Here is an 18,245-nt window from a genome sequence, read left to right as displayed (position 1 = left end):
CTTGTTAGTGTGTCGGTTGAAATTGGCTTACGCCCAACGCGTCAGGTTGTTGTGGCTGGCGCTTTGCCAGAATACTTTGTGGTGATACGGCCACTCGCAGACCCATATCGGCCTCGCGACGAATCACTTCACCACGCAGTGAGTTACTGAATACATCCGTGATCTTCACGTCCACGAATTCGCCAATCATGTCTGGGGTTCCCGGGAAGTTTACAACCCGGTTGTTTTCTGTTCTGCCCTGCAGTTCCATGATGTCTTTTTTCGACGGGCCTTCCACTAAAATACGTTGTTCTGTATCCAGCATGTTTCGCGCAATGCGCAGTGCTTGCTGGTTTATACGTTGCTGCAGCAAATACAGACGTTGCTTTTTTGTCTCTTCGCTCACATCGTCAACGGCGTCGGCCGCCGGTGTACCTGGGCGAGCAGAATAGATAAAGCTGAAACTCAGGTCGTAGTCTACTGCCTGAATCAGATCCATGGTGGCTTCAAAGTCGGCATCGGTTTCACCCGGGTAGCCAATGATGAAGTCTGAAGACATGCAAATATTCGGGCGTACTTTGCGTAACTTACGGATTTTAGATTTGTACTCTAATGCAGTGTGGCCGCGTTTCATCATGTTCAGAATACGATCTGAACCGCTTTGAACCGGCAAATGCAGGTGATCGACTAATTCAGGCACTGTTTCATAAACAGCAATGATGTCGTCGGTGAACTCCACCGGGTGAGACGTGGTGTAGCGAATACGGTCGATACCATCGATGGCTGCAACCAGTTCCAGTAACTCGGAAAAACGACAGATGCTACCGTCGTGGTGCTCACCGCGGAACGCATTTACGTTTTGACCCAGTAAGTTCACTTCGCGAACGCCTTGTTCGGCTAACTGGGCGATTTCCAATAATACATCGTCTACCGGGCGGCTGACTTCTTCACCACGAGTGTAAGGCACCACGCAGAAAGTACAGTACTTTGAGCAACCTTCCATGATAGACACAAAAGCGGTAGGGCCTTCGGCACGAGGCTCTGGCAGACGGTCAAACTTCTCGATTTCCGGGAAGCTTACGTCCACTACTGAGGTTTCACCCGCGCGGATTTGGTTAATCATTTCCGGCAAACGGTGTAAGGTTTGTGGGCCGAATACCAGGTCAACAAACGGGGCGCGCTGACGAATATGGTCGCCTTCCTGAGACGCTACACAGCCACCCACACCAATAATCAGTTCCGGGTTGGTTTTCTTCAGATTCTTCCAACGACCTAGCTGGTGGAATACCTTTTCCTGAGCTTTTTCTCGAATAGAGCAGGTGTTGAGCAAAATAACATCGGCTTCTTCTGCTTCTTCAGCGAGGGTGAAACCGTGGGTTGCATCAAGCAGATCGGCCATTTTCTCCGAGTCGTACTCGTTCATTTGGCAGCCCCAGGTTTTGATGTACAGCTTTTTACTCATAACAATTCGATAATCACGTTTAGGCTGGTTCTACAGACCACCAAACAAGGATTTGCCCCAGATGGCAATGGTTGGCGGATAAAGACCAGCGTGGTTGTTCAAAATAGCCGCGTATTTTAACCTTTCTGCTCGTCGATAGCCAGCCATGCAGCCCGGCTTTTTCGGGCTTTGTCGATCCATCCCAACCGGGTTGCACGTAATCATGAAAGTCACTGATCCAACGACAATTTTGTATTACTCTTCACGCCATCATTGAGGGCGCTTGTTGTCTTCAGGCATAATGGTGAAATCACAAACGGAGTGTTTATGTTTGATTTTTGTATTAACGGCGCAGGTATGGTGGGTGCCGCTACCGCATTAGGGTTGGCGCGTGCGGGCTATTCTGTGGCGTTAATAGAGCAGCGACCACCTCAACCATTTAGTGCCGAACAGCCCCCTGATCTCCGAATGTCCGCCATCAGCATGGCGTCGGTCAATCTGTTAGATGAGCTCGGAGCCTGGTCACACATAGAGGCGATGCGTGTCCGGCCTTATCACGGATTGTCGGTCTGGGAACACCCTGATTGCCGCACCGATTTTGTGGCGCAGGAAGTCGGCTATGATTTACTCGGTTATTTTGTGGAAAACCGTATTATACAGCTGGGCTGTCACGCAGCGCTGAAGTCGTATGACAATGTGACCTGGTTTTCACCCGCCCGTATTGAGCACATAGAGCGCAATGATACGCAGCCTGTACAGATAACACTGGATGATAATTCAACGCTCACTTGCCAATGGTTAATTGGTGCTGATGGGGCGGAATCTCAGGTAAGGCAAGCTGCAGGTATTGGCATATCGGGCTGGCAATATCAGCAACAGGCAATGGGAATTACCGTGCAGTTCGACGAACCTGTTGACGGGATCACCTGGCAGCAGTTTACGCCCCAAGGACCGCGAGCGCTGCTTCCTATGCATGAGAATTTTGCGTCGCTTATTTGGTATGACACGCCTGATATACTCAAAGACTTGAAAAGACAGTCAAACGCACAAATTAAAGAGAGTATTGTGGCGCACTTTCCGCCATTGCCAGGCGATTTTGAGGTGCTCAACTGTGCGGCATTTACGCTTATTCGTCGTCATGCCAGTCAGTATGTGTTACCCGGTGTGATTTTAGTTGGTGATGCAGCGCATACGATTAACCCGCTGGCGGGGCAGGGTGTCAACCTGGGATTTAAAGACATTAAAGCGTTGTTGGCGGTGTTGTCAGATAAGCCCGATTTAGCCAGCACAACCTGTTTGAAAATGCTGCAGGAAGATTACGAACAGCCAAGGCAGCGGGACAACGCGCTGATGATGAGCGCGATGGATGGATTTTACAGTACCTTTAGCAATGATGTCGGCCCGCTGAAATTACTGCGTAATGGGTTGTTGAAGCTGGCCCACCACAGCGGCCCGGTAAAGCAGCAGGTACTGAAATACGCAATGGGACTTTCATAATGACAGTATTAATTGTAATTGGCATTTTATTCTTAGCGTTAGCCGTGGTGGTGCCATTGTTGGAAAAATCCAACTGGCGAATGAGCAGCGAAGAACAAAGTAAGTTATCGCGATGGATCTGGCCTTTGTTAATGCTACTGCTATTAGCACAGCTCATAAAAATGATGGTCAGCTAAGAAACGCTTCTTCAAACATAACAAAGCCCGCATCTGCGGGCTTTGTTGCATTTGTTTTACGGTTTACCAGATACCGTCTTCGGATTTACCCTGAATCGGGCAGTCACCCGCCTTGTATTCGGGCAATTCTCCGCGGTCTTTCTTAGAGAAGTAGTCTTTACTGATGCTCACAATCGTTGGCGTCATCCATACGATGGCGATAATGTTAATGACAGTCATAAGCCCCAGAGCCATATCGGCAGCAGCCCATACTTCTGGCAGCGCCGCCATTGAACCCCAGAAAATCATGGCGAGATAGCCACTGGTGTAGGCGATTCGACCCATTTTGTTGTCGAGCTTAAACATGTGAAGATTACTTTCACCGTAGGCGTAGTTAGCGACTACCGAAGTAAAGGAGAAGAAACATATCGCAGCGGCCACAAAGTCTGCGCCGCCTTCACCAATATGGCTGGTCATGGCTGACTGTGTCAGGCGAATCCCTTCCATTTGATCACTACTGCTTCCGCCAGCCAACAGGATGATAAACGCGGTTGCGGTACATAGCACCATGGTATCCAGAAATACGCCAAGCATTTGTACATAGCCCTGAGAAACCGGATGATTCGGGTAGGGCGCTGCACTGGCTGCGGCGTGAGGCACGCTGCCTGAACCGGCTTCGTTGGAATACAAACCGCGCTGAATACCGTTTTTCACGGCTGCCCCCATGGCTCCTGCACCGGCTTCCTGTAAACCAAACGCAGATTGGATGATGTGCCAAAACATACCCGGCAGTTCAGTAAAGTTAACTGCGCAAATTAACAGGGCTGCCAGCACATAGGTAATGCCCATAAACGGGACAACCCATTCTGCAAATCGTGCGATACCGCGTAGACCACCTACAACGATCAATGCTGCCAGAGCAATAATGGCCAGCCCGGAATAGCTGGTGGGAATATCATAAGCGGCATTCAGCGCATCGGTAATGGTGTTCGCCTGTACGGCAGAAAAGATAAACCCATAGCCAAGAAACAAGCACAGTGAAAAGGCCACAGCGAGCCAGGTTTTATTCAGACCTTGCTTGATATAGTAAGCGGGGCCGCCCCGATACTCACCGTTGTCATCTTTTACTTTATAAAGCTGACCAAGCACACTCTCGGCAAAGCCGGTTGCCATGCCCAGAAAAGCAATAACCCACATCCAGAAAATACTGCCAGCACCACCCAGCGAGATAGCCACCGCGACACCGGCCAGATTACCTGTGCCGACGCGCGCCGATAAGCTGGTGCAGAGAGCCTGAAATGAGCTGATACCTTCTTTGGTGCTGGAGGTGCTGCCTTTGAGCAGCGTAAACATGTGGCCAAAATGGCGAAGCTGAACACCGCCCAAGCGAACAGTGAACCAGATACCTGCTGCAACGAGCATGTAGATGAGTACCTGACCGTCGCCCCAGAGAATGTTGTTGATAAATGCAACAATGTCGTTGAGCACTGAAATTCCCGTTAGATTACAAAATTATAGTTATGTGACAAGTGTGCCGAGGTTAACGGGGAGTGTAAAGCAAAAACGCCAGTCAGAGACTGGCGTTTTGAATAATGGCTGGGGTAGCTGGACTCGAACCAACGGATGGCGGGATCAAAACCCGCTGCCTTACCAACTTGGCTATACCCCAAATGGTGCGGAAGGAGAGACTTGAACTCTCACGCCGTGAAGCACTGGAACCTAAATCCAGCGTGTCTACCAATTCCACCACTTCCGCGCAGTGTCTCGCACATTAAAAAACCCATAAACTGGGTTTGCGAGAATGGTGGCTACGGCGAGATTCGAACTTGCGACCCCATCATTATGAGTGATGTGCTCTAACCAACTGAGCTACGTAGCCTCCGATTGTTTTACTTCCCTCTCAGGAAGTGGCGCGTATTATGCGTATATGAACCTAGTGCGTCAACCCCTTTTTTTCGCCCTTTTGTTTAACTGCTTATTATCTGTTCGCCAGCGTTGTTATTTCCAGCAAAATAGCGCTTTTCGTCGTTTTGTAACGCATTCAGCAGGGCTTACCTGCCTACATTTTCATCGATCATGTCATTGTTGAGAAAAGATAATTGTCAGCCAAGAATAAAAATTAAAGTGCTACCAGCAAGCTTAGGACGGCAAATAAGTACATTTTGTGTTCTCAACACGTTACTGGGGAAGACGTTTCGGGTAGATGCGCCCGTAGCGCAATCGAATTATTGAGTGCTCAGTATACAAAATCGCCCAGATGCTTTGTTAGTGCTGGGGGTGAGACACAAAATGCGGCTCGAGTTGTTTAATCAGCGACGGCAAAAGATATGGTTTATCCGCCAGGTACTGCTGGGTTGTTATATTGGTATTATTAATCCAAAAAACACGGAGTTCTGGTGAGTGGATGAGCGCCAGTGAGGAATGAAAGTACTTTTCATAAAGCGCGTCGAGTTGACCCGCCTTAAAGGCTGTTTTTAATCCCTTTTCTATGCGAGCCGCCAATTCAGGTTGCTTGTCTGAGACATAGAAATACATTGGCAGGTAAGTCAGCATTGCTGTTCGTGTTGAATAGGTCAGCGAGGGATATTGCTGGCTTAGGTTCACGTGTTCCCCTGTAAGCTCATAGGGACTGCGCATTAGCAGGTCAAATCGATTTGCCGTCAGCATAACAAATAAACCCTCATACCGGCTGCCATAAACGATTCTGAAATGTTTATCTTGAAGAAAACGAGACGTTGACCAGCCGACGCCCTGACCAAACGAAAACTGATAGAAATCCTTCAGAGACGATACTTTATTTAGTGCAGGCAGAATGTTTGGCGTTGTAAAAAATAACCGGTAGCTCGCCAATCCGCGCACGAGTGGAAAGGGGACTCTGATAGCAGCGTTGTTCCAGCGCTCTTTCGCATGCGAAACAGTCACAGAAAATTGCTCGCCAACTTCAAGCCCTTTTAGTTGCCTCTCAGGCAAGGTTTCCGTGCTGTGATAACGGATCTCGAATTCACCAAACTCCTGTTGGGTTGATTCCAGTGACAATTCCAGTAATGCATGGACATATTGCAAATGTGATGAAGCCCGGTTCATGTGAGGGACTTGAACGACAGTAACTGAATCGTCGGGGGCGGGCGATGAGATTGCCACCGTGGAATAAAGCGCGAAAGAAAGCACGGCGCATACAAACAACTTCATTGATAGCGACTTTTTAATGGATCCCTCCAAATAATAGTGTGCTTTGCTGACAAAAGCGAAAAAGATGTGAATAAAAATAAACAGGTTGGAAGGATAAGTGCACAAAAAAGCCCGACGATTGCCGGGCTTCTGATTATTTATACGTTGAAGCGGAAGTGAATCACATCGCCATCTTTTACGATGTAGTCTTTACCTTCCAGACGCCACTTACCGGCATCCTTTGCACCTTGTTCGCCGTTGAATTCGACAAAGTGGTCGTAACCTATGATTTCAGCGCGAATAAAACCTTTTTCAAAGTCGGTATGAATTTTACCTGCGGCTTGTGGTGCGGTAGAACCTTCTGGGAATGTCCAGGCACGCACTTCTTTCACGCCAGCCGTAAAGTACGTCTGCAAAGTCAGCAGGTTGTAGCCAGCGCGAATTACTCGGTTTAACCCCGGCTCTTCTAAGCCCATATCAGCCATGAATTCTTCGCGATCTTCATCGTCCAGTTCGGCAATGTCCGATTCAATGGCTGCACATACTGCAACGACCACGGCGTTTTCTTCAGCTGCGATTGCCTTGACCTGATCCAGGTAAGGGTTGTCCTCGAAACCATCTTCATTAACGTTAGCAATATACATGGTGGGCTTTAGCGTAAGCATGTGCATATAGCTAATAGCCGCCAGTTCTTCTTTTTCTAACGGCAGAGAGCGCAGCAGTAAACCTTCGTCCAGATGCGGCTTGATTTTTTCCAGCACTTTCATTTCAAACTTGGCATCGGCGTCACCACCTTTTGCGCGCTTAGCAACGCGGTGCAACGCTTTTTCCGTTGTCTCAAGGTCTGCTAATGCTAATTCGGTGTTGATAATGTCAATATCGTCTTTAGGGCTGACTTTACCGGCTACGTGGACAATGTTCTCATTGTCGAAGCAACGCACTACATGACCGATAGCGTCAGTTTCACGAATATTAGCCAGGAATTTATTACCCAGGCCTTCACCTTTTGACGCACCTTCAACCAAACCTGCAATGTCAACGAACTCCATGGTAGTGGGGATGACGCGCTGCGGCTTTACAATCTCCGCCAGTTTATCAAGTCGAAGATCCGGAACCGGTACTACACCTGTGTTAGGTTCAATAGTACAGAAAGGAAAGTTAGCGGCTTCAATTCCCGCTTTGGTCAATGCATTGAACAACGTTGATTTACCAACGTTCGGCAGGCCTACAATGCCACATTTAAATCCCATGATGGAGCCCTTGAAATTAGAGGTTTATATCTGCTTTAAAACTGTGAAGGCGATTTTGCGCCATTTTCAGATCATTTTTAAGTAATATTTCAGTGCAGCGAACCGACTCATCGATAGCGCTTTCAATGGCTTCGCGCTCAGCCGGGGCTGGCTTGCCAAGCACATGTCCGGTTACCCGACTTTTGTGACCCGGATGACCAATACCGATACGCAATCGCAAGAAATCGCGATTATTGCCCATTTTGGCAACGATATCGCGGATGCCGTTCTGGCTTGAGCTACCACCCACTTTGAATTTGGCCACACCTGGTGGTAAATCCAGTTCGTCAAATGCGACTAACATTTGTGACGGTTCTATACGATAGAAGTTCGCCAGTGCTGCAACAGACTGACCGCTTTTATTCATGAATGTGGTGGGGTAAAGCAACCGAATGTCCTGGCCTGCTACGTTGATTCGCGCAGTTTTACCAAAGAACTTACTTTCTGGCGTTAAGCTTGTCTGAAACGTCGCGGCGAGCTGGTCTAAAAACCATGCGCCTGCGTTGTGGCGGGTATTTTCGTATTCGGGGCCCGGATTACCCAGGCCCACAATGAGACGTATGTCTGCCAAAGGAATTATTCCTCAGCAGCGTCTTCTTCTGCTTCGTCAGCCGCGCCACCTTTAGGTGGTTTAACTGTCACAACTGCAAGGTCGTGAGCGTCGTCGCCTTTGGCCAGTTCTACAGAACTTACGCCAGCTGGCAGAGTCAGGTCAGACAAGTGCAGAGTTTGACCCAGTTCGATGTTAGCCATATCGACTTCGATGAACTCAGGCAGGTCTTTTGGTAAGCAGGTAATTTCTACTTCAGTTACGTGGTGTTCTGCAACACCGCCACCTTTAACCGCTGCAGATGATGCTTCGTTAACGAAGTGCAGAGGTACAGACGTGTGAACGTCCTGGCCAGCAATTACACGTTGGAAATCCATGTGCATGATTTTTGGCTTGTAAGGGTGACGTTGAACGTCTTTCAGCAGAACTTCAACAGACTTGCCGTCAACGTTCAGCGTTAGAACGTGAGAGTAAAACGCTTCAAATTCTTGCGCTTGGATTACTTTGTTGTGCTCAAGCGTAATAGAAAGAGGGGCTTCTTCACCACCGTAAACGATAGCTGGAACCAGATCAGCGTGACGAAGGCGGCGGCTCGCACCTTTCCCTAAGTCTGTACGGATCTTCGCGTCCAGATTAAAAATTGCTTCAGACATTAACTGTCTCCAATTTAATATATTGATAATTAAGCAGAATTTCGCGACCAAAATCTGCAGTGTGCAGTAAAAGCACCGTTAATTAACAGCACATACTACCAACCCTGAATTTACAGGGCGGCGAATTCTACCACCCAAGTAGTGAAGATACAAACACAAAGGCCTATCTCTGAAGGGATTTAGCCGCTTTAGCATGGCTTTCATCGATAGTGACTACCGATTTTACGATCAGTAGTTTGCCGTACTGGGTAAATGTAATGGCAGATTCATCGACTACACCACTGACTTCAACAATTAGCCCGTCACGTCGATAGGCGGGTTGTAGCCCTTTGAGCGTGTATTTTTGCCCTTTGTGGGTATGCAAGGCAAAAAAGCCGCCTTCGAGGTTTTTATACACTATGGTACCGGTGTAAGTGACATATTTGACGTTTGGGGTGTCGTCTTGCTGATTTGTGTTCATTTCTGACCCAGACCGGGGCGACTCTACCGGTTTATCGGAAGAACAGGCTGAAAAGAAGGGGATTGATGCGATAGTTATAATGGCGAGAGCCTTCCTGTTGGGTTTAAACATTTATCGTGCCCTGAATAGAAGATGCATACTGATTATCATCTTTGTGTTGCCTATTTTATCTCCATGGCGTCAAAAGTCCTGAAATCATCTATAGTTATAGCAAACTTTATCGTGCAGTTTCAGCAGCACATAGCATATATATGGAATAACAACATATGCAAAACAACCGCCGTACGTTTTTAAAAGGGTCTGCAGCCGCGCTAACAGGGGCCATCTGTGCGACAAAAGCCCCATACGTGTTCGCCAAAAAAACGGTTACGTTACGTGTAATGGGAACCCATGTCACGCTGCAGGAGCCGTTGCGTCGCAGAGCAATGCAGGAGCTGGGGATCGATATACGTTTTGAGCCAATGGGCAGCGCCGCTGTGTTGCAAAAGGCGTCGGCCGATCCCGCATCTTTCGACCTATATGAGCAATGGTCAGATTCCATAAATGTGCTGTGGTACGCTGGTGCAATTCAGGCGCTTGACGTGGATAGGCTGACATACTGGCACGAAATAAACGACTTAACCAAAACCGGTAAAATTAGTCCTGACGCACAGACTGCGGCAGGAGATGCGCCAAATAAAATTCTATTTGTCCAGAATGATGGCTTATTAGGGCCAAAGCCGACCAAACAAATTAGTTTTATGCCCTATGTACACAATGTCGATTCATTTGGCTACGACACACGGGTGATAGCTGAAGCTAAGGGGTATACAGAAGAATCCTGGGGTTGGTTGTTAGATGACGCAAACCGCGGAAAAGTGGGATTGGTAAATGCGCCTACAATTGGCATTTTTGATGCGGCTCTGGCAGCACAAGCTCAAGGACTGGTGCGGTTCAACGACATCGGCAATATGACCATTGCTGAACTTGATCAGTTGTTTACGGTGTTAATTGAGAAAAAGCAGTCCGGACATTTCGCCGGGTTCTGGACATCGGTACCCCAGTCCGTTGAATTTATGGTAAACCGGCGGGTTAATATCCAGAGTATGTTTTCGCCTGGCGTCACAGCCTGCAAAGGGCAAGGCATACCTGTCAGGTATGCGGCGCCCAAAGAAGGCTATCGCGCGTGGCATGGTGTAATGTGTTTGTCTTCTAAAACCACGGGCTATGTAAAAGACGCCGCCTATGAATATATGAACTGGTGGTTGTCTGGTTATCCCGGTGCTTTCATTGCGCGCCAGGGCTATTACATCTCCAATCCGCAGCGTAGCCGTCCGCTAATGAGTGAAGCGGAATGGGATTACTGGTACGAAGGACAGGAAGCGCGAGCGGGATTGACCGGCACCGATGGCAAGTTGTCAGTGAAAGCCGGAGAACGGCGGGATGGAGGTAGCTATACCAAGCGTTTCTCTAATATCGCCGTGTGGAATACGGTCATGGATAACTATGATTACAGCCTGGATCGCTGGTATGAATTTCTCAATGCTTAAGCTGGTCGGGTAAATATGCTATCACGCCTCAAATCTTCTATTGCGTTAAAAGTCAGCGCGGTGCTGGCGGTATTTCTATTGATTCTGGCTGTAAATTACGGTGTTTTGAACAATAAAATCAAACAGGTCGACACGTCGGTTTCGCGTATTTTACTTATTTCAAACAACGCCATCCGGGTACTCGAAATCAACAAGGATATTGTGGACTTACAACGCAATGTGTCGGTTTTCGGTCAGTCTGGTAATGCTGCCATTCTGGAAAAGATGAAAGAAACCCATATCAGTATTCAGCAACGCCTGGATGTGGTCAAACGCAATATCGTGGACCCGCTGGTGAATGAACCCATAAACGACATGCAACTGCTGGTTAACCGTTACGGCGAAAACCTCGAGGTAGTGCAGTCGCTCTACGAAGCGAAAGATGTACTGATTGCCAAAGCGTTGCCTGATACCTTCATTCAGGGGGAGTCGCTCATCCAGTCACTCATTCAACATGCGAAAGGTACAGATAAAACAACAGCCAGCCAGGCGTTGAACGCCTGGTATCAAATGAATCAGTCTGCCAACCTGTTTCTGACTCAGCGGCAATTTAAACAGCGCAGGGCGGTAAACGCGGCCATTGCCCAAATGCGCTCTACCGTCGGGACATTTTCAGATGGATTTGCTCGTGAACATCAGACCGAACTGGATACGCTGCTGCAATTAGGTAGTGACTATCAGCAGGAATTTGGGCAGGGGGTGCAGGCAATCCGCAATTATCTGTCGTTGGTGAATGTGGTGATGGCCGGTGATGCGGTTGAGTTCACCATTCAGGCCAACAAGCTAAGAGAGCGCTCATTAGACTTGCTGGCGAATATAAAGCAGCAGGGCGAACAGGCGGTGTCAGTAACTCAGCGCTTAATTCAGCTTTCGGTGGTAGTTGGGCTTACGCTGTTCATTATATTCGGGCTGTTTTTCCACTTACACATTACCAGCGCCATAAAACGACTCACTGAATCATTCCAGTCTTTCAGAAGCGGCAATTTAACCGCGCCCATTCACGATACCCACAGACTGGACGAAATTGGGTTGTTGGCTGGAGCCGCTCAACGCTTCCGAGCGGTTAGTGAAGACTTGCTTGACGCGAAAAAAGAAGCTGAAAACACGTCTAAAATTAAGTCTGAGTTTTTGGCTAATATGAGCCACGAGATTCGCACGCCAATGAACGGTATTTTGGGGATGGTAGGGCTACTGTCTAAAACCAAACTGGCTGCTGAACAGAAAGAAATGCTCGATATCATAGACTCTTCAGGTAAGAGTCTGCTGGTGATCCTGAACGACATTCTCGATTTCAGCAAAATTGATTCGGGCAAAATTCGATTGGAGCACGCGCCGTTCGACCTGTTTAAGATGCTTATCGAGCTGAATCATTTGTTCAAACCTTTAGCAACAGAGCGGGGTATCGACTTTTCTGTTCCGCGTCTGGACTCGCTAGATCAGCAGTATTTTGTTGGTGACGTCACCCGTATCAAACAGGTGTTGATTAACTTACTCAGTAATGCGGTTAAATTTACTTCACAGGGAAGCGTTAGTCTGGAAGTGATTCAACATGATCTCGATGAGGAGTATCAGGAAATAAACGTCTCTTTCGCCGTTATTGATACGGGAATTGGCATTGAGCCTGACCAGGTCAACTTGCTGTTCGATGCCTTTTCGCAAGCGGACTCTTCAATAACGCGGCGTTTTGGCGGGACCGGTTTGGGGCTAAGTATTTCGAATAAGCTGTTGTTGCTGATGGGCGCCTCACTGGAGGTAGACAGTGCGCCCGGAGAAGGTTCGCGTTTTTCATTTGATCTGACGTTACCGATATCTACCGCAGAGCGTAAATTGGATCTCCGACAGTCAGATCGAACCACATTTAATTTTGATGGTGGTAAACAGGTTCTGATTGCAGAAGACAATGAAATCAATCAATTGGTTGTGAAGGCCATGTTACGTAACTTTGGATTGACAAATATTGCTATGGCGAACAACGGCAAAGAAGCCGTCGAATACTGTAAGTCGAATCATGTGGATGTGATATTTATGGATATGCAAATGCCAGAAATGGACGGACTTGAGGCCACTCGTAAAATCCGCCGTTTACCCAATCATAATCGCACGCCAATTATTGCGTTAACCGCAAATGTTTTACCAGAAGACAGTGCCGCCTGTCTTTCTGCGGGCATGAATCATTTTCTAACCAAACCCATTGATGAAGACGCACTCAGACAAGCGCTTGAAGGAATCGCATAGTAAGACTTACCGGTAAGCAGGAAAGGGTTACAAAGGTGATTAAATATGCAAACAGTTAACGGGTTTTACAATAAGTGTATCTACCAGAATACGTATTGTGCAATTTTTGTATAGTAATATAGTATTTACATAGGGGTAAAGCCCTTGGCGATACTCAGTTGATCTTCCCCGTTCTGCTGGTTTGTTACGTAGTTGGGCATGGACTGGCGAGCATAAAAAAGAAAGGACACATATATGGGTAATTCGAAAGCAAAAAACGGCGGTGGTGACTCGCAATCCGCCGACACTCAGGCTGGTTCAGCACAACAAGATCTGACGCAATTACGCGATATTTTATTTGGGCAGGCTCAACAGCAGCTCACTGAGCGTATTGATATGGTTGAGAAGCAGCTTGCAGAACAGGTAGCTACACTCACCGACAGCATTGAGAAGGGGTTTGCGACGTTGAACGCTTCATTGCGGGAAACAGAAAAAGCGCTTTCACAGCAAATAACCCAGACAGACACCAAACAAGACGACAATTATACCCAGTTGATGAAAATAACTGATGGTCTGCAGTCGTCTCTTGAGATGGCTGAGTCTGCGGCGAAAAGTGACACCCAGTCGCTCGAAAATCACATGGTTCAGGAAATGGATAAGCTGGATGCGCAAATTGCGGCGAATATTGCGCAGCTACAAGAGAAGTTATCAAAAGTGACCAGCGAACTCAGTAACACTAAAACTGACCGCAAAACCCTCGCAGAACTGCTGGCAACAATGGCAACCAATCTGGTTACGGATAAGTCATAATTGCTATGGACAAGCAGGATGCACCACAGCACGGCGAGGATGATTCATCGAAAGTGGCTGAGGCTTCGCTAGACAAAGTCAGGCAGCTATTATTTGGTCAGGATGATCGCTATCTGGCGCCATCGGTGGACAAGCAGGTTCGTCAGTCTGTAAGCGGTGTTGTCTCAGAAGCGTTGATTGAGCGCGAGCGCAAAGACGGTTCTGTGAATAAAATTCTGGTGCCGCTGGTAGAGCGCTCAATTGATCGTTCAATTGAAGTAAACCGTGACAAAATTGTGGGTTCGCTTTACCCATTGGTGGGCTCGCTGGTGCGTAAAGCGGTGTCCGCATTCCTGGTGGATTTCGTAGAAAAGACTAACAATATCATTGAAAGCAGTTTTTCCGTGCGCGGCGCTATGTGGCGTTTTCGGGCATGGCAAGCTGGCATTCGCTATTCTGACTACGTCGCTGCGCAAATATACCAGTATAAAATCGACCAACTGCTGATCATCCATCGGGAAACCGGCACGTTACTGGTGTCTGTCGCCGCAGATGAGTCCAAAGCCCAGGATGCCGATTTACTCTCCTCCATGCTGGTGGCAATAAATGATTTTGTGGCCGATGCCATTACGCAGTCAGCTTCATCAGAATCTTCACTGCACGAGGTGAAAACTGACGCCGTCACCTTGCAAATCAAGGTCGGCCCCGAGGCCATTTTGGTGGCTGCTGTGGTCGGTAAGTTACCGCCCGATGTGCAAGTAAAATTACAAACCACGCTGGAAGAGTTTCATCATTTTTACAACCAGCCTTTGGCGGCTTACGAGGGTGACAATAGTGAGTTTCAGTCGGCGCAAGGGGTGCTTATTGACTGTTTGGTCAGTGACAAGCGCGAAGCTTATCGCAAACCTGCTGGATGGAAAAAAATCCCGGTTTGGTTGTTGCTCCTTGCGTTAGTTGGTTTTGGTTGTGTGCAGGTATATCAAAATATTGAATTGACTTTGCTCACCAACAAGCTGCGCGATCTGGATAACCCACCGGGCATCATTGTAAACCGGGTTGCCGAAAATGACGGGCAAATACATATTTCATTGCTGAGAGACAGTGCCGCAATGTCTGCCACTGCCTGGTTGGCTGAAAAAGGGATTGATGCCAACAAAGTAACAATCAGCGAGCGCCCTTATTTATCGGTGGAACCGGCTATTGTGCAACAAAAAGCGAGCCAGCTCATTGCGGAAATTCCGACGCTGGAAGTCAATTTACAATCGGACAGTTTACTGTTGTCCGGTCAGCTTTCATCACAACAATGGTTGGCGCTGAATCAGTCATTGCAAAAAATACCAGGTATTGATGCCCTGACGATTGACAGTCGCGCTTTAAAAATCAGTGCAAATCAGTCTTTAGATGTTGTGCAGCGAGAGGCGTTGATTCAACACTATCGCAATCGAATTACACAATTTGCGGTGACATTTGAGGTTGATGCATCGCAACTAAATGCCACTCAGCTCGCTCATCTGGGAGATTTAGCGCAAGATATATTGGCCTTACAAGCCATATTGTCAGATACTGGAAGCGCACCAAAGATATTGATCATTGGCAGCAGTGATCAAACGGGCGTTGCATCAAAAAACAAAGCGCTAAGCGCTGTCAGGGCAGAAGCGGTAAAACGCGCTCTGGTTGAGCAAGGTGTGCCAAGCGCTTCGTTGATTGCAACCGGTATAGGTGAGTTACCTATTGATAACCAATCAGGCAGAATGGTTTTATTCACACTGTTTCCCCAATCATTGTTGGGAGCAGAGGACGTTGAACAGTGATCCAAAAGAAAATTTGCATGCTTGGCCCCACAGGAGTGGGCAAAACAAGTCTTGTGAAGCAGTACGTCGAAGGTATTTTTTCTGAAAAATACCTTACCAGTATTGGCGTAAAAATTGACAAAAAGCAGGTCGAGCGTAACGGCTCGACGGTCCAGCTCATGCTTTGGGACATGGAAGGCATCGACCGCTATTGCGGCTTTAATCCGCGCTATCTGCGTGGCGCATCATCTTTTTTCATTATCGTTGACCAAACCCGCTATCAGTCATTAGTGGAAGGGATTGAGGTATACCAATTAGCCAGGGAGGCTAATCCCAAGGCTCACGCCGTGCTGGTGGTTAACAAAGTGGACTTACCGGCAACCAGCCATTGGAGTCGCAGCGAGCTTGAACCCTATGAAAATCACTTCGCAAATGTATTTTATACCAGTGCTAAAACGGGTGAGTCGGTGGAAGATATGTTTGAGTTTGTTGCGTTTGGGGAGTCGTAAAGCATGGACGTATCGTTACTCAGAAAGTTAGGTGTTATTGACTGTGCGGTGCTGCAACCAGACAGCGGTAACCGCTTTCGTGTTCAGGGTGACGCACCGGTATGGTTAACTGAAATAGCTGAACCCTATGCAACAAATAGTGTGTTGATTACCGACGAGGCGAGTCCTTATTTAGCGGATTTTTTAATAGACGCTGAAGCGGTGTGGGCCGGCAAGAACGACAATTACCTGACCGCCGGTATGTGGGAAGAGCAAATTAAGGACGAGGCCCTGCATTTTGATGCTACCGCAACTAAAACCGCCGAGGGCAGTGCCTATTTGATTGTCCAGAATGTTGAAAAAGCCTTTAAAAAGCAGCAGTCGGTGCTGCAAAGCGCCCGGGAAGTGTTGCTCGAACACGATGAAATTGTGGGGGAGCATGAGTACATAAAACAGCGGCTGACTCATGTATTAGCTTCTAACAAGCAGCAACTGTTGGATCCCGCACCAATACACCAGACTATTTATCACCTTGAGACTGGGGTGGTAGTCACACGGGCCGATGGCCCATTATTGTTCGAAAACGAGTCGGCAAAAATGCTGTTGTGCAGCGCCCAAAAAGAAGACACCACAGCACAAATTCACGGCATGCTAACCGAACTGAATCTGAATCAGCAGATTACGGATGATTTGGTGAAGCGAAAAACGTCCTGGCAGGGCGAATTGTTCTGGCACAATAATGCGTCAGCACCAGTGTGGTTACAGTTAACTGTTCATCCGGTTGTCGATGAAGCGAACAATCACTCTCACTGGATTTACGTATTGAGTGAAATCAGTGCATTCAAACAAAATGAAGCAGCGTTACTGCCTCAGACCAGCACGGATTCACTGACACAGTTACCCAACCGCCATTATTTTACTGTGCAGCTTAGACGCACAATTGCACAAAAAACGCCGTTTTATCTGATTTACGTGGACGTTAAGGGCTTTAAGCATATTAACAACCTGCATGGCTATAAAGCTGGTGATGAGATACTGGGCGCCGTAGCCGCCCGACTCACCAAAGCGGTCGGTGAGCTGGGTTTTGTGGCGCGCATAGCCAGCAACGAATTTGCCCTTATTCTGAATATAAAAAATAAAGCGGTGGCAAATGACAATGCGCTGATATTCGCCGAAGCGCTGCAATCCACATTGCGACAGCCTTATGATACCAGCCTGGTGCAAGGCCTTACCCTGGACGTGTGCATAGGTTTGGTGCGTTATCCGGAACACGCCATGTCCGCCGATGAACTAATGCGAAACTGTGATTTGGCACTGTATTACGCTAAGTACCGACTGGACAATGCTATTTGCGCATTCAGTGATGAGCTTAAACGCCACAGTGAAGAGCGCTACAAGCTCGAAGAGTCTTTGCGCCGGGCAATCGAAAACGGTGAGCTGGAAGTGTATTTGCAGCCCATTATCGATTTGAAAGCAAACCGGGTTGTGAAATGTGAAGCGCTGGCGCGTTGGCAACATGCCGATGGTGAATTTATTTCGCCTGAAGTATTTATTCCCGTTGCTGAGCAAACTGGGTTAATAATTCCCTTTGGTAACTGGCTGATTGACGAGGTGTGTAAGATATTGCAGCGCTTTAAGCAGCAAGCCGTTGATGTTCGGGTCGCTATCAATGTGTCGGCACGGCAGGTGTCCGATCAGGATACTATTGACTACATCATCAGCAGTATTGAGTCCTATCAGGTCAATCCGAAGCAACTGTCGGTTGAGCTTACTGAAAGCGTGCTGGTGCACAGCTATGAAAGTGTTTCCGCGCTATTGGTAAAACTGCGTCAGTTGGGTGTGATTGTATCTATTGACGACTTTGGCACCGGATTCAGCTCGTTATCCTATCTGAAACATTTATCTATCGATGAACTTAAAGTCGACAAGTCATTTATTCAGGATGTGGGTATCAACAACAACGAAGACAGCGCCATTGTGCTGGCTATTTTGGGCTTGGCGAAAAGCCTTAATCTGCAAGTTATTGCAGAAGGGGTTGAGACGGCCGATCAGCATCAGTTTTTAATTGATAACAACTGCGATTGTGCGCAGGGCTTCTTATATAGCAAGCCGATGACGGTCGCTGCCTTTAGCTCCTGGTACAAAGACTACGCGTCACAGCCATAAATAAGAGCTGTCTCAGTGCCAACCTGTACTGTGAACAG

The 18,245-nt window shown here is 47.8% G+C and carries 16 protein-coding genes and 3 tRNA genes; 8 read left to right on the top strand and 11 right to left on the bottom strand.

All coding sequences use genetic code 11. From position 1 onward, the window contains the following. Window positions 1-4: 4 nt before the first annotated feature. Both miaB and BUB81_RS22150 read right to left on the bottom strand, forming a co-directional pair. Window positions 5-1,441: a tRNA (N6-isopentenyl adenosine(37)-C2)-methylthiotransferase MiaB gene (gene miaB, locus BUB81_RS10450; protein ID WP_073322386.1), complete on the bottom strand. Its 1,437-nt coding sequence runs from the start codon at window positions 1,439-1,441 to the stop codon at window positions 5-7. 30 nt (window positions 1,442-1,471) lie between these two features. After that, window positions 1,472-1,645 (bottom strand): hypothetical protein, encoded by a 174-nt coding sequence (locus tag BUB81_RS22150; RefSeq protein ID WP_175555797.1) that lies wholly within the window; start codon window positions 1,643-1,645, stop codon window positions 1,472-1,474. Between the two features lie 102 nt (window positions 1,646-1,747). On the opposite strand from BUB81_RS22150, the gene BUB81_RS10445 reads away from it, so the two are divergent. Then, window positions 1,748-2,917 (top strand): FAD-dependent oxidoreductase, encoded by a 1,170-nt coding sequence (locus BUB81_RS10445; RefSeq protein WP_073322384.1) that lies wholly within the window; start codon window positions 1,748-1,750, stop codon window positions 2,915-2,917. Continuing rightward, window positions 2,917-3,093 (top strand): hypothetical protein, encoded by a 177-nt coding sequence (locus BUB81_RS22145; RefSeq protein WP_174237788.1) that lies wholly within the window; start codon window positions 2,917-2,919, stop codon window positions 3,091-3,093. The genes BUB81_RS10445 and BUB81_RS22145 overlap by 1 nt, the downstream gene beginning before the upstream one ends. Window positions 3,094-3,156: 63 nt before the next feature. On the opposite strand, the gene BUB81_RS10440 is transcribed toward BUB81_RS22145, so the two are convergent. From BUB81_RS10440 to BUB81_RS10400, 9 genes are all read right to left on the bottom strand, one after another. Further along, window positions 3,157-4,560 carry an alanine/glycine:cation symporter family protein gene (locus BUB81_RS10440; protein WP_073322382.1) on the bottom strand — a complete coding sequence of 468 codons (1,404 nt, stop codon included), beginning with the start codon at window positions 4,558-4,560 and terminating at the stop codon, window positions 3,157-3,159. A 105-nt stretch (window positions 4,561-4,665) separates the two neighbouring features. After that, window positions 4,666-4,741 (bottom strand) — tRNA-Gln (locus tag BUB81_RS10435). Window positions 4,742-4,743: 2 nt separating this feature from the next. Then, window positions 4,744-4,828 (bottom strand) — tRNA-Leu (locus BUB81_RS10430). A gap of 46 nt (window positions 4,829-4,874) precedes the next feature. After that, window positions 4,875-4,951 (bottom strand) — tRNA-Met (locus tag BUB81_RS10425). A 386-nt stretch (window positions 4,952-5,337) separates the two neighbouring features. After that, entirely contained in the window at window positions 5,338-6,261 is a 924-nt protein-coding gene (locus tag BUB81_RS10420; RefSeq protein WP_073322380.1) for a type 2 periplasmic-binding domain-containing protein, read from the bottom strand. A gap of 137 nt (window positions 6,262-6,398) precedes the next feature. Further along, complete coding sequence (gene ychF / locus BUB81_RS10415; protein WP_073322378.1) at window positions 6,399-7,490, bottom strand: redox-regulated ATPase YchF; 1,092 nt, start codon at window positions 7,488-7,490, stop codon at window positions 6,399-6,401. 16 nt (window positions 7,491-7,506) lie between these two features. Beyond that, on the bottom strand, window positions 7,507-8,100 hold the full coding sequence (gene pth / locus BUB81_RS10410) for an aminoacyl-tRNA hydrolase (protein ID WP_073322376.1): 594 nt from the start codon (window positions 8,098-8,100) through the stop codon (window positions 7,507-7,509). Between the two features lie 5 nt (window positions 8,101-8,105). Then, on the bottom strand, window positions 8,106-8,732 hold the full coding sequence (locus tag BUB81_RS10405) for a 50S ribosomal protein L25/general stress protein Ctc (RefSeq protein ID WP_073322374.1): 627 nt from the start codon (window positions 8,730-8,732) through the stop codon (window positions 8,106-8,108). A 163-nt stretch (window positions 8,733-8,895) separates the two neighbouring features. Continuing rightward, the gene (locus BUB81_RS10400; protein ID WP_139241553.1) at window positions 8,896-9,192 is read right to left on the bottom strand and encodes a hypothetical protein; all 297 of its coding nucleotides are present in this window, start codon (window positions 9,190-9,192) and stop codon (window positions 8,896-8,898) included. Window positions 9,193-9,458: 266 nt separating this feature from the next. On the opposite strand from BUB81_RS10400, the gene BUB81_RS10395 reads away from it, so the two are divergent. The 6 genes from BUB81_RS10395 to BUB81_RS10370 all read left to right on the top strand — a co-directional run bounded on the left by BUB81_RS10395 (window position 9,459) and on the right by BUB81_RS10370 (window position 18,207). After that, on the top strand, window positions 9,459-10,721 hold the full coding sequence (locus BUB81_RS10395) for an ABC transporter substrate-binding protein (RefSeq protein WP_073322370.1): 1,263 nt from the start codon (window positions 9,459-9,461) through the stop codon (window positions 10,719-10,721). 15 nt (window positions 10,722-10,736) lie between these two features. After that, window positions 10,737-12,995: a hybrid sensor histidine kinase/response regulator gene (locus BUB81_RS10390; protein ID WP_073322368.1), complete on the top strand. Its 2,259-nt coding sequence runs from the start codon at window positions 10,737-10,739 to the stop codon at window positions 12,993-12,995. Window positions 12,996-13,229: 234 nt separating this feature from the next. Continuing rightward, window positions 13,230-13,784, top strand: coding sequence for a hypothetical protein (locus BUB81_RS10385; protein WP_073322366.1), 555 nt, complete (start codon window positions 13,230-13,232; stop codon window positions 13,782-13,784). A 5-nt stretch (window positions 13,785-13,789) separates the two neighbouring features. Next, on the top strand, window positions 13,790-15,574 hold the full coding sequence (locus tag BUB81_RS10380; RefSeq protein ID WP_073322364.1) for an OmpA family protein: 1,785 nt from the start codon (window positions 13,790-13,792) through the stop codon (window positions 15,572-15,574). Further along, window positions 15,571-16,062 (top strand): Rab family GTPase, encoded by a 492-nt coding sequence (locus BUB81_RS10375; protein WP_073322362.1) that lies wholly within the window; start codon window positions 15,571-15,573, stop codon window positions 16,060-16,062. Before BUB81_RS10380 ends, BUB81_RS10375 begins: the two co-directional genes overlap by 4 nt. A gap of 3 nt (window positions 16,063-16,065) precedes the next feature. After that, window positions 16,066-18,207, top strand: a complete 2,142-nt coding sequence (locus BUB81_RS10370; protein ID WP_073322360.1) for a putative bifunctional diguanylate cyclase/phosphodiesterase — start codon at window positions 16,066-16,068, stop codon at window positions 18,205-18,207. The last annotated feature ends 38 nt before the right edge of the window (window positions 18,208-18,245 follow it).

It is taken from the genome of Marisediminitalea aggregata, from assembly GCF_900129565.1.
Lineage (GTDB): Bacteria > Pseudomonadota > Gammaproteobacteria > Enterobacterales > Alteromonadaceae > Alteromonas > Alteromonas aggregata.
Note: the sequence above shows the minus strand (reverse complement) of the source record. Positions and strands in the feature narration are given on the sequence as shown.

Excerpts from the sequence above, each read along its gene's own strand:
- miaB (WP_073322386.1), bottom strand. The coding sequence starts at position 1,441 with ATGAGTAAAAAGCTGTACATCAAAACCTGGGGCTGCCAAATGAACGAG.
- BUB81_RS22150 (WP_175555797.1), bottom strand. The coding sequence starts at position 1,645 with ATGATTACGTGCAACCCGGTTGGGATGGATCGACAAAGCCCGAAAAAG.
- BUB81_RS10445 (WP_073322384.1), top strand. The coding sequence starts at position 1,748 with ATGTTTGATTTTTGTATTAACGGCGCAGGTATGGTGGGTGCCGCTACC.
- BUB81_RS22145 (WP_174237788.1), top strand. The coding sequence starts at position 2,917 with ATGACAGTATTAATTGTAATTGGCATTTTATTCTTAGCGTTAGCCGTG.
- BUB81_RS10420 (WP_073322380.1), bottom strand. The coding sequence starts at position 6,261 with ATGAAGTTGTTTGTATGCGCCGTGCTTTCTTTCGCGCTTTATTCCACG.
- ychF (WP_073322378.1), bottom strand. The coding sequence starts at position 7,490 with ATGGGATTTAAATGTGGCATTGTAGGCCTGCCGAACGTTGGTAAATCA.
- BUB81_RS10405 (WP_073322374.1), bottom strand. The coding sequence starts at position 8,732 with ATGTCTGAAGCAATTTTTAATCTGGACGCGAAGATCCGTACAGACTTA.
- BUB81_RS10400 (WP_139241553.1), bottom strand. The coding sequence starts at position 9,192 with ATGAACACAAATCAGCAAGACGACACCCCAAACGTCAAATATGTCACT.
- BUB81_RS10395 (WP_073322370.1), top strand. The coding sequence starts at position 9,459 with ATGCAAAACAACCGCCGTACGTTTTTAAAAGGGTCTGCAGCCGCGCTA.
- BUB81_RS10390 (WP_073322368.1), top strand. The coding sequence starts at position 10,737 with ATGCTATCACGCCTCAAATCTTCTATTGCGTTAAAAGTCAGCGCGGTG.
- BUB81_RS10385 (WP_073322366.1), top strand. The coding sequence starts at position 13,230 with ATGGGTAATTCGAAAGCAAAAAACGGCGGTGGTGACTCGCAATCCGCC.
- BUB81_RS10380 (WP_073322364.1), top strand. The coding sequence starts at position 13,790 with ATGGACAAGCAGGATGCACCACAGCACGGCGAGGATGATTCATCGAAA.
- BUB81_RS10370 (WP_073322360.1), top strand. The coding sequence starts at position 16,066 with ATGGACGTATCGTTACTCAGAAAGTTAGGTGTTATTGACTGTGCGGTG.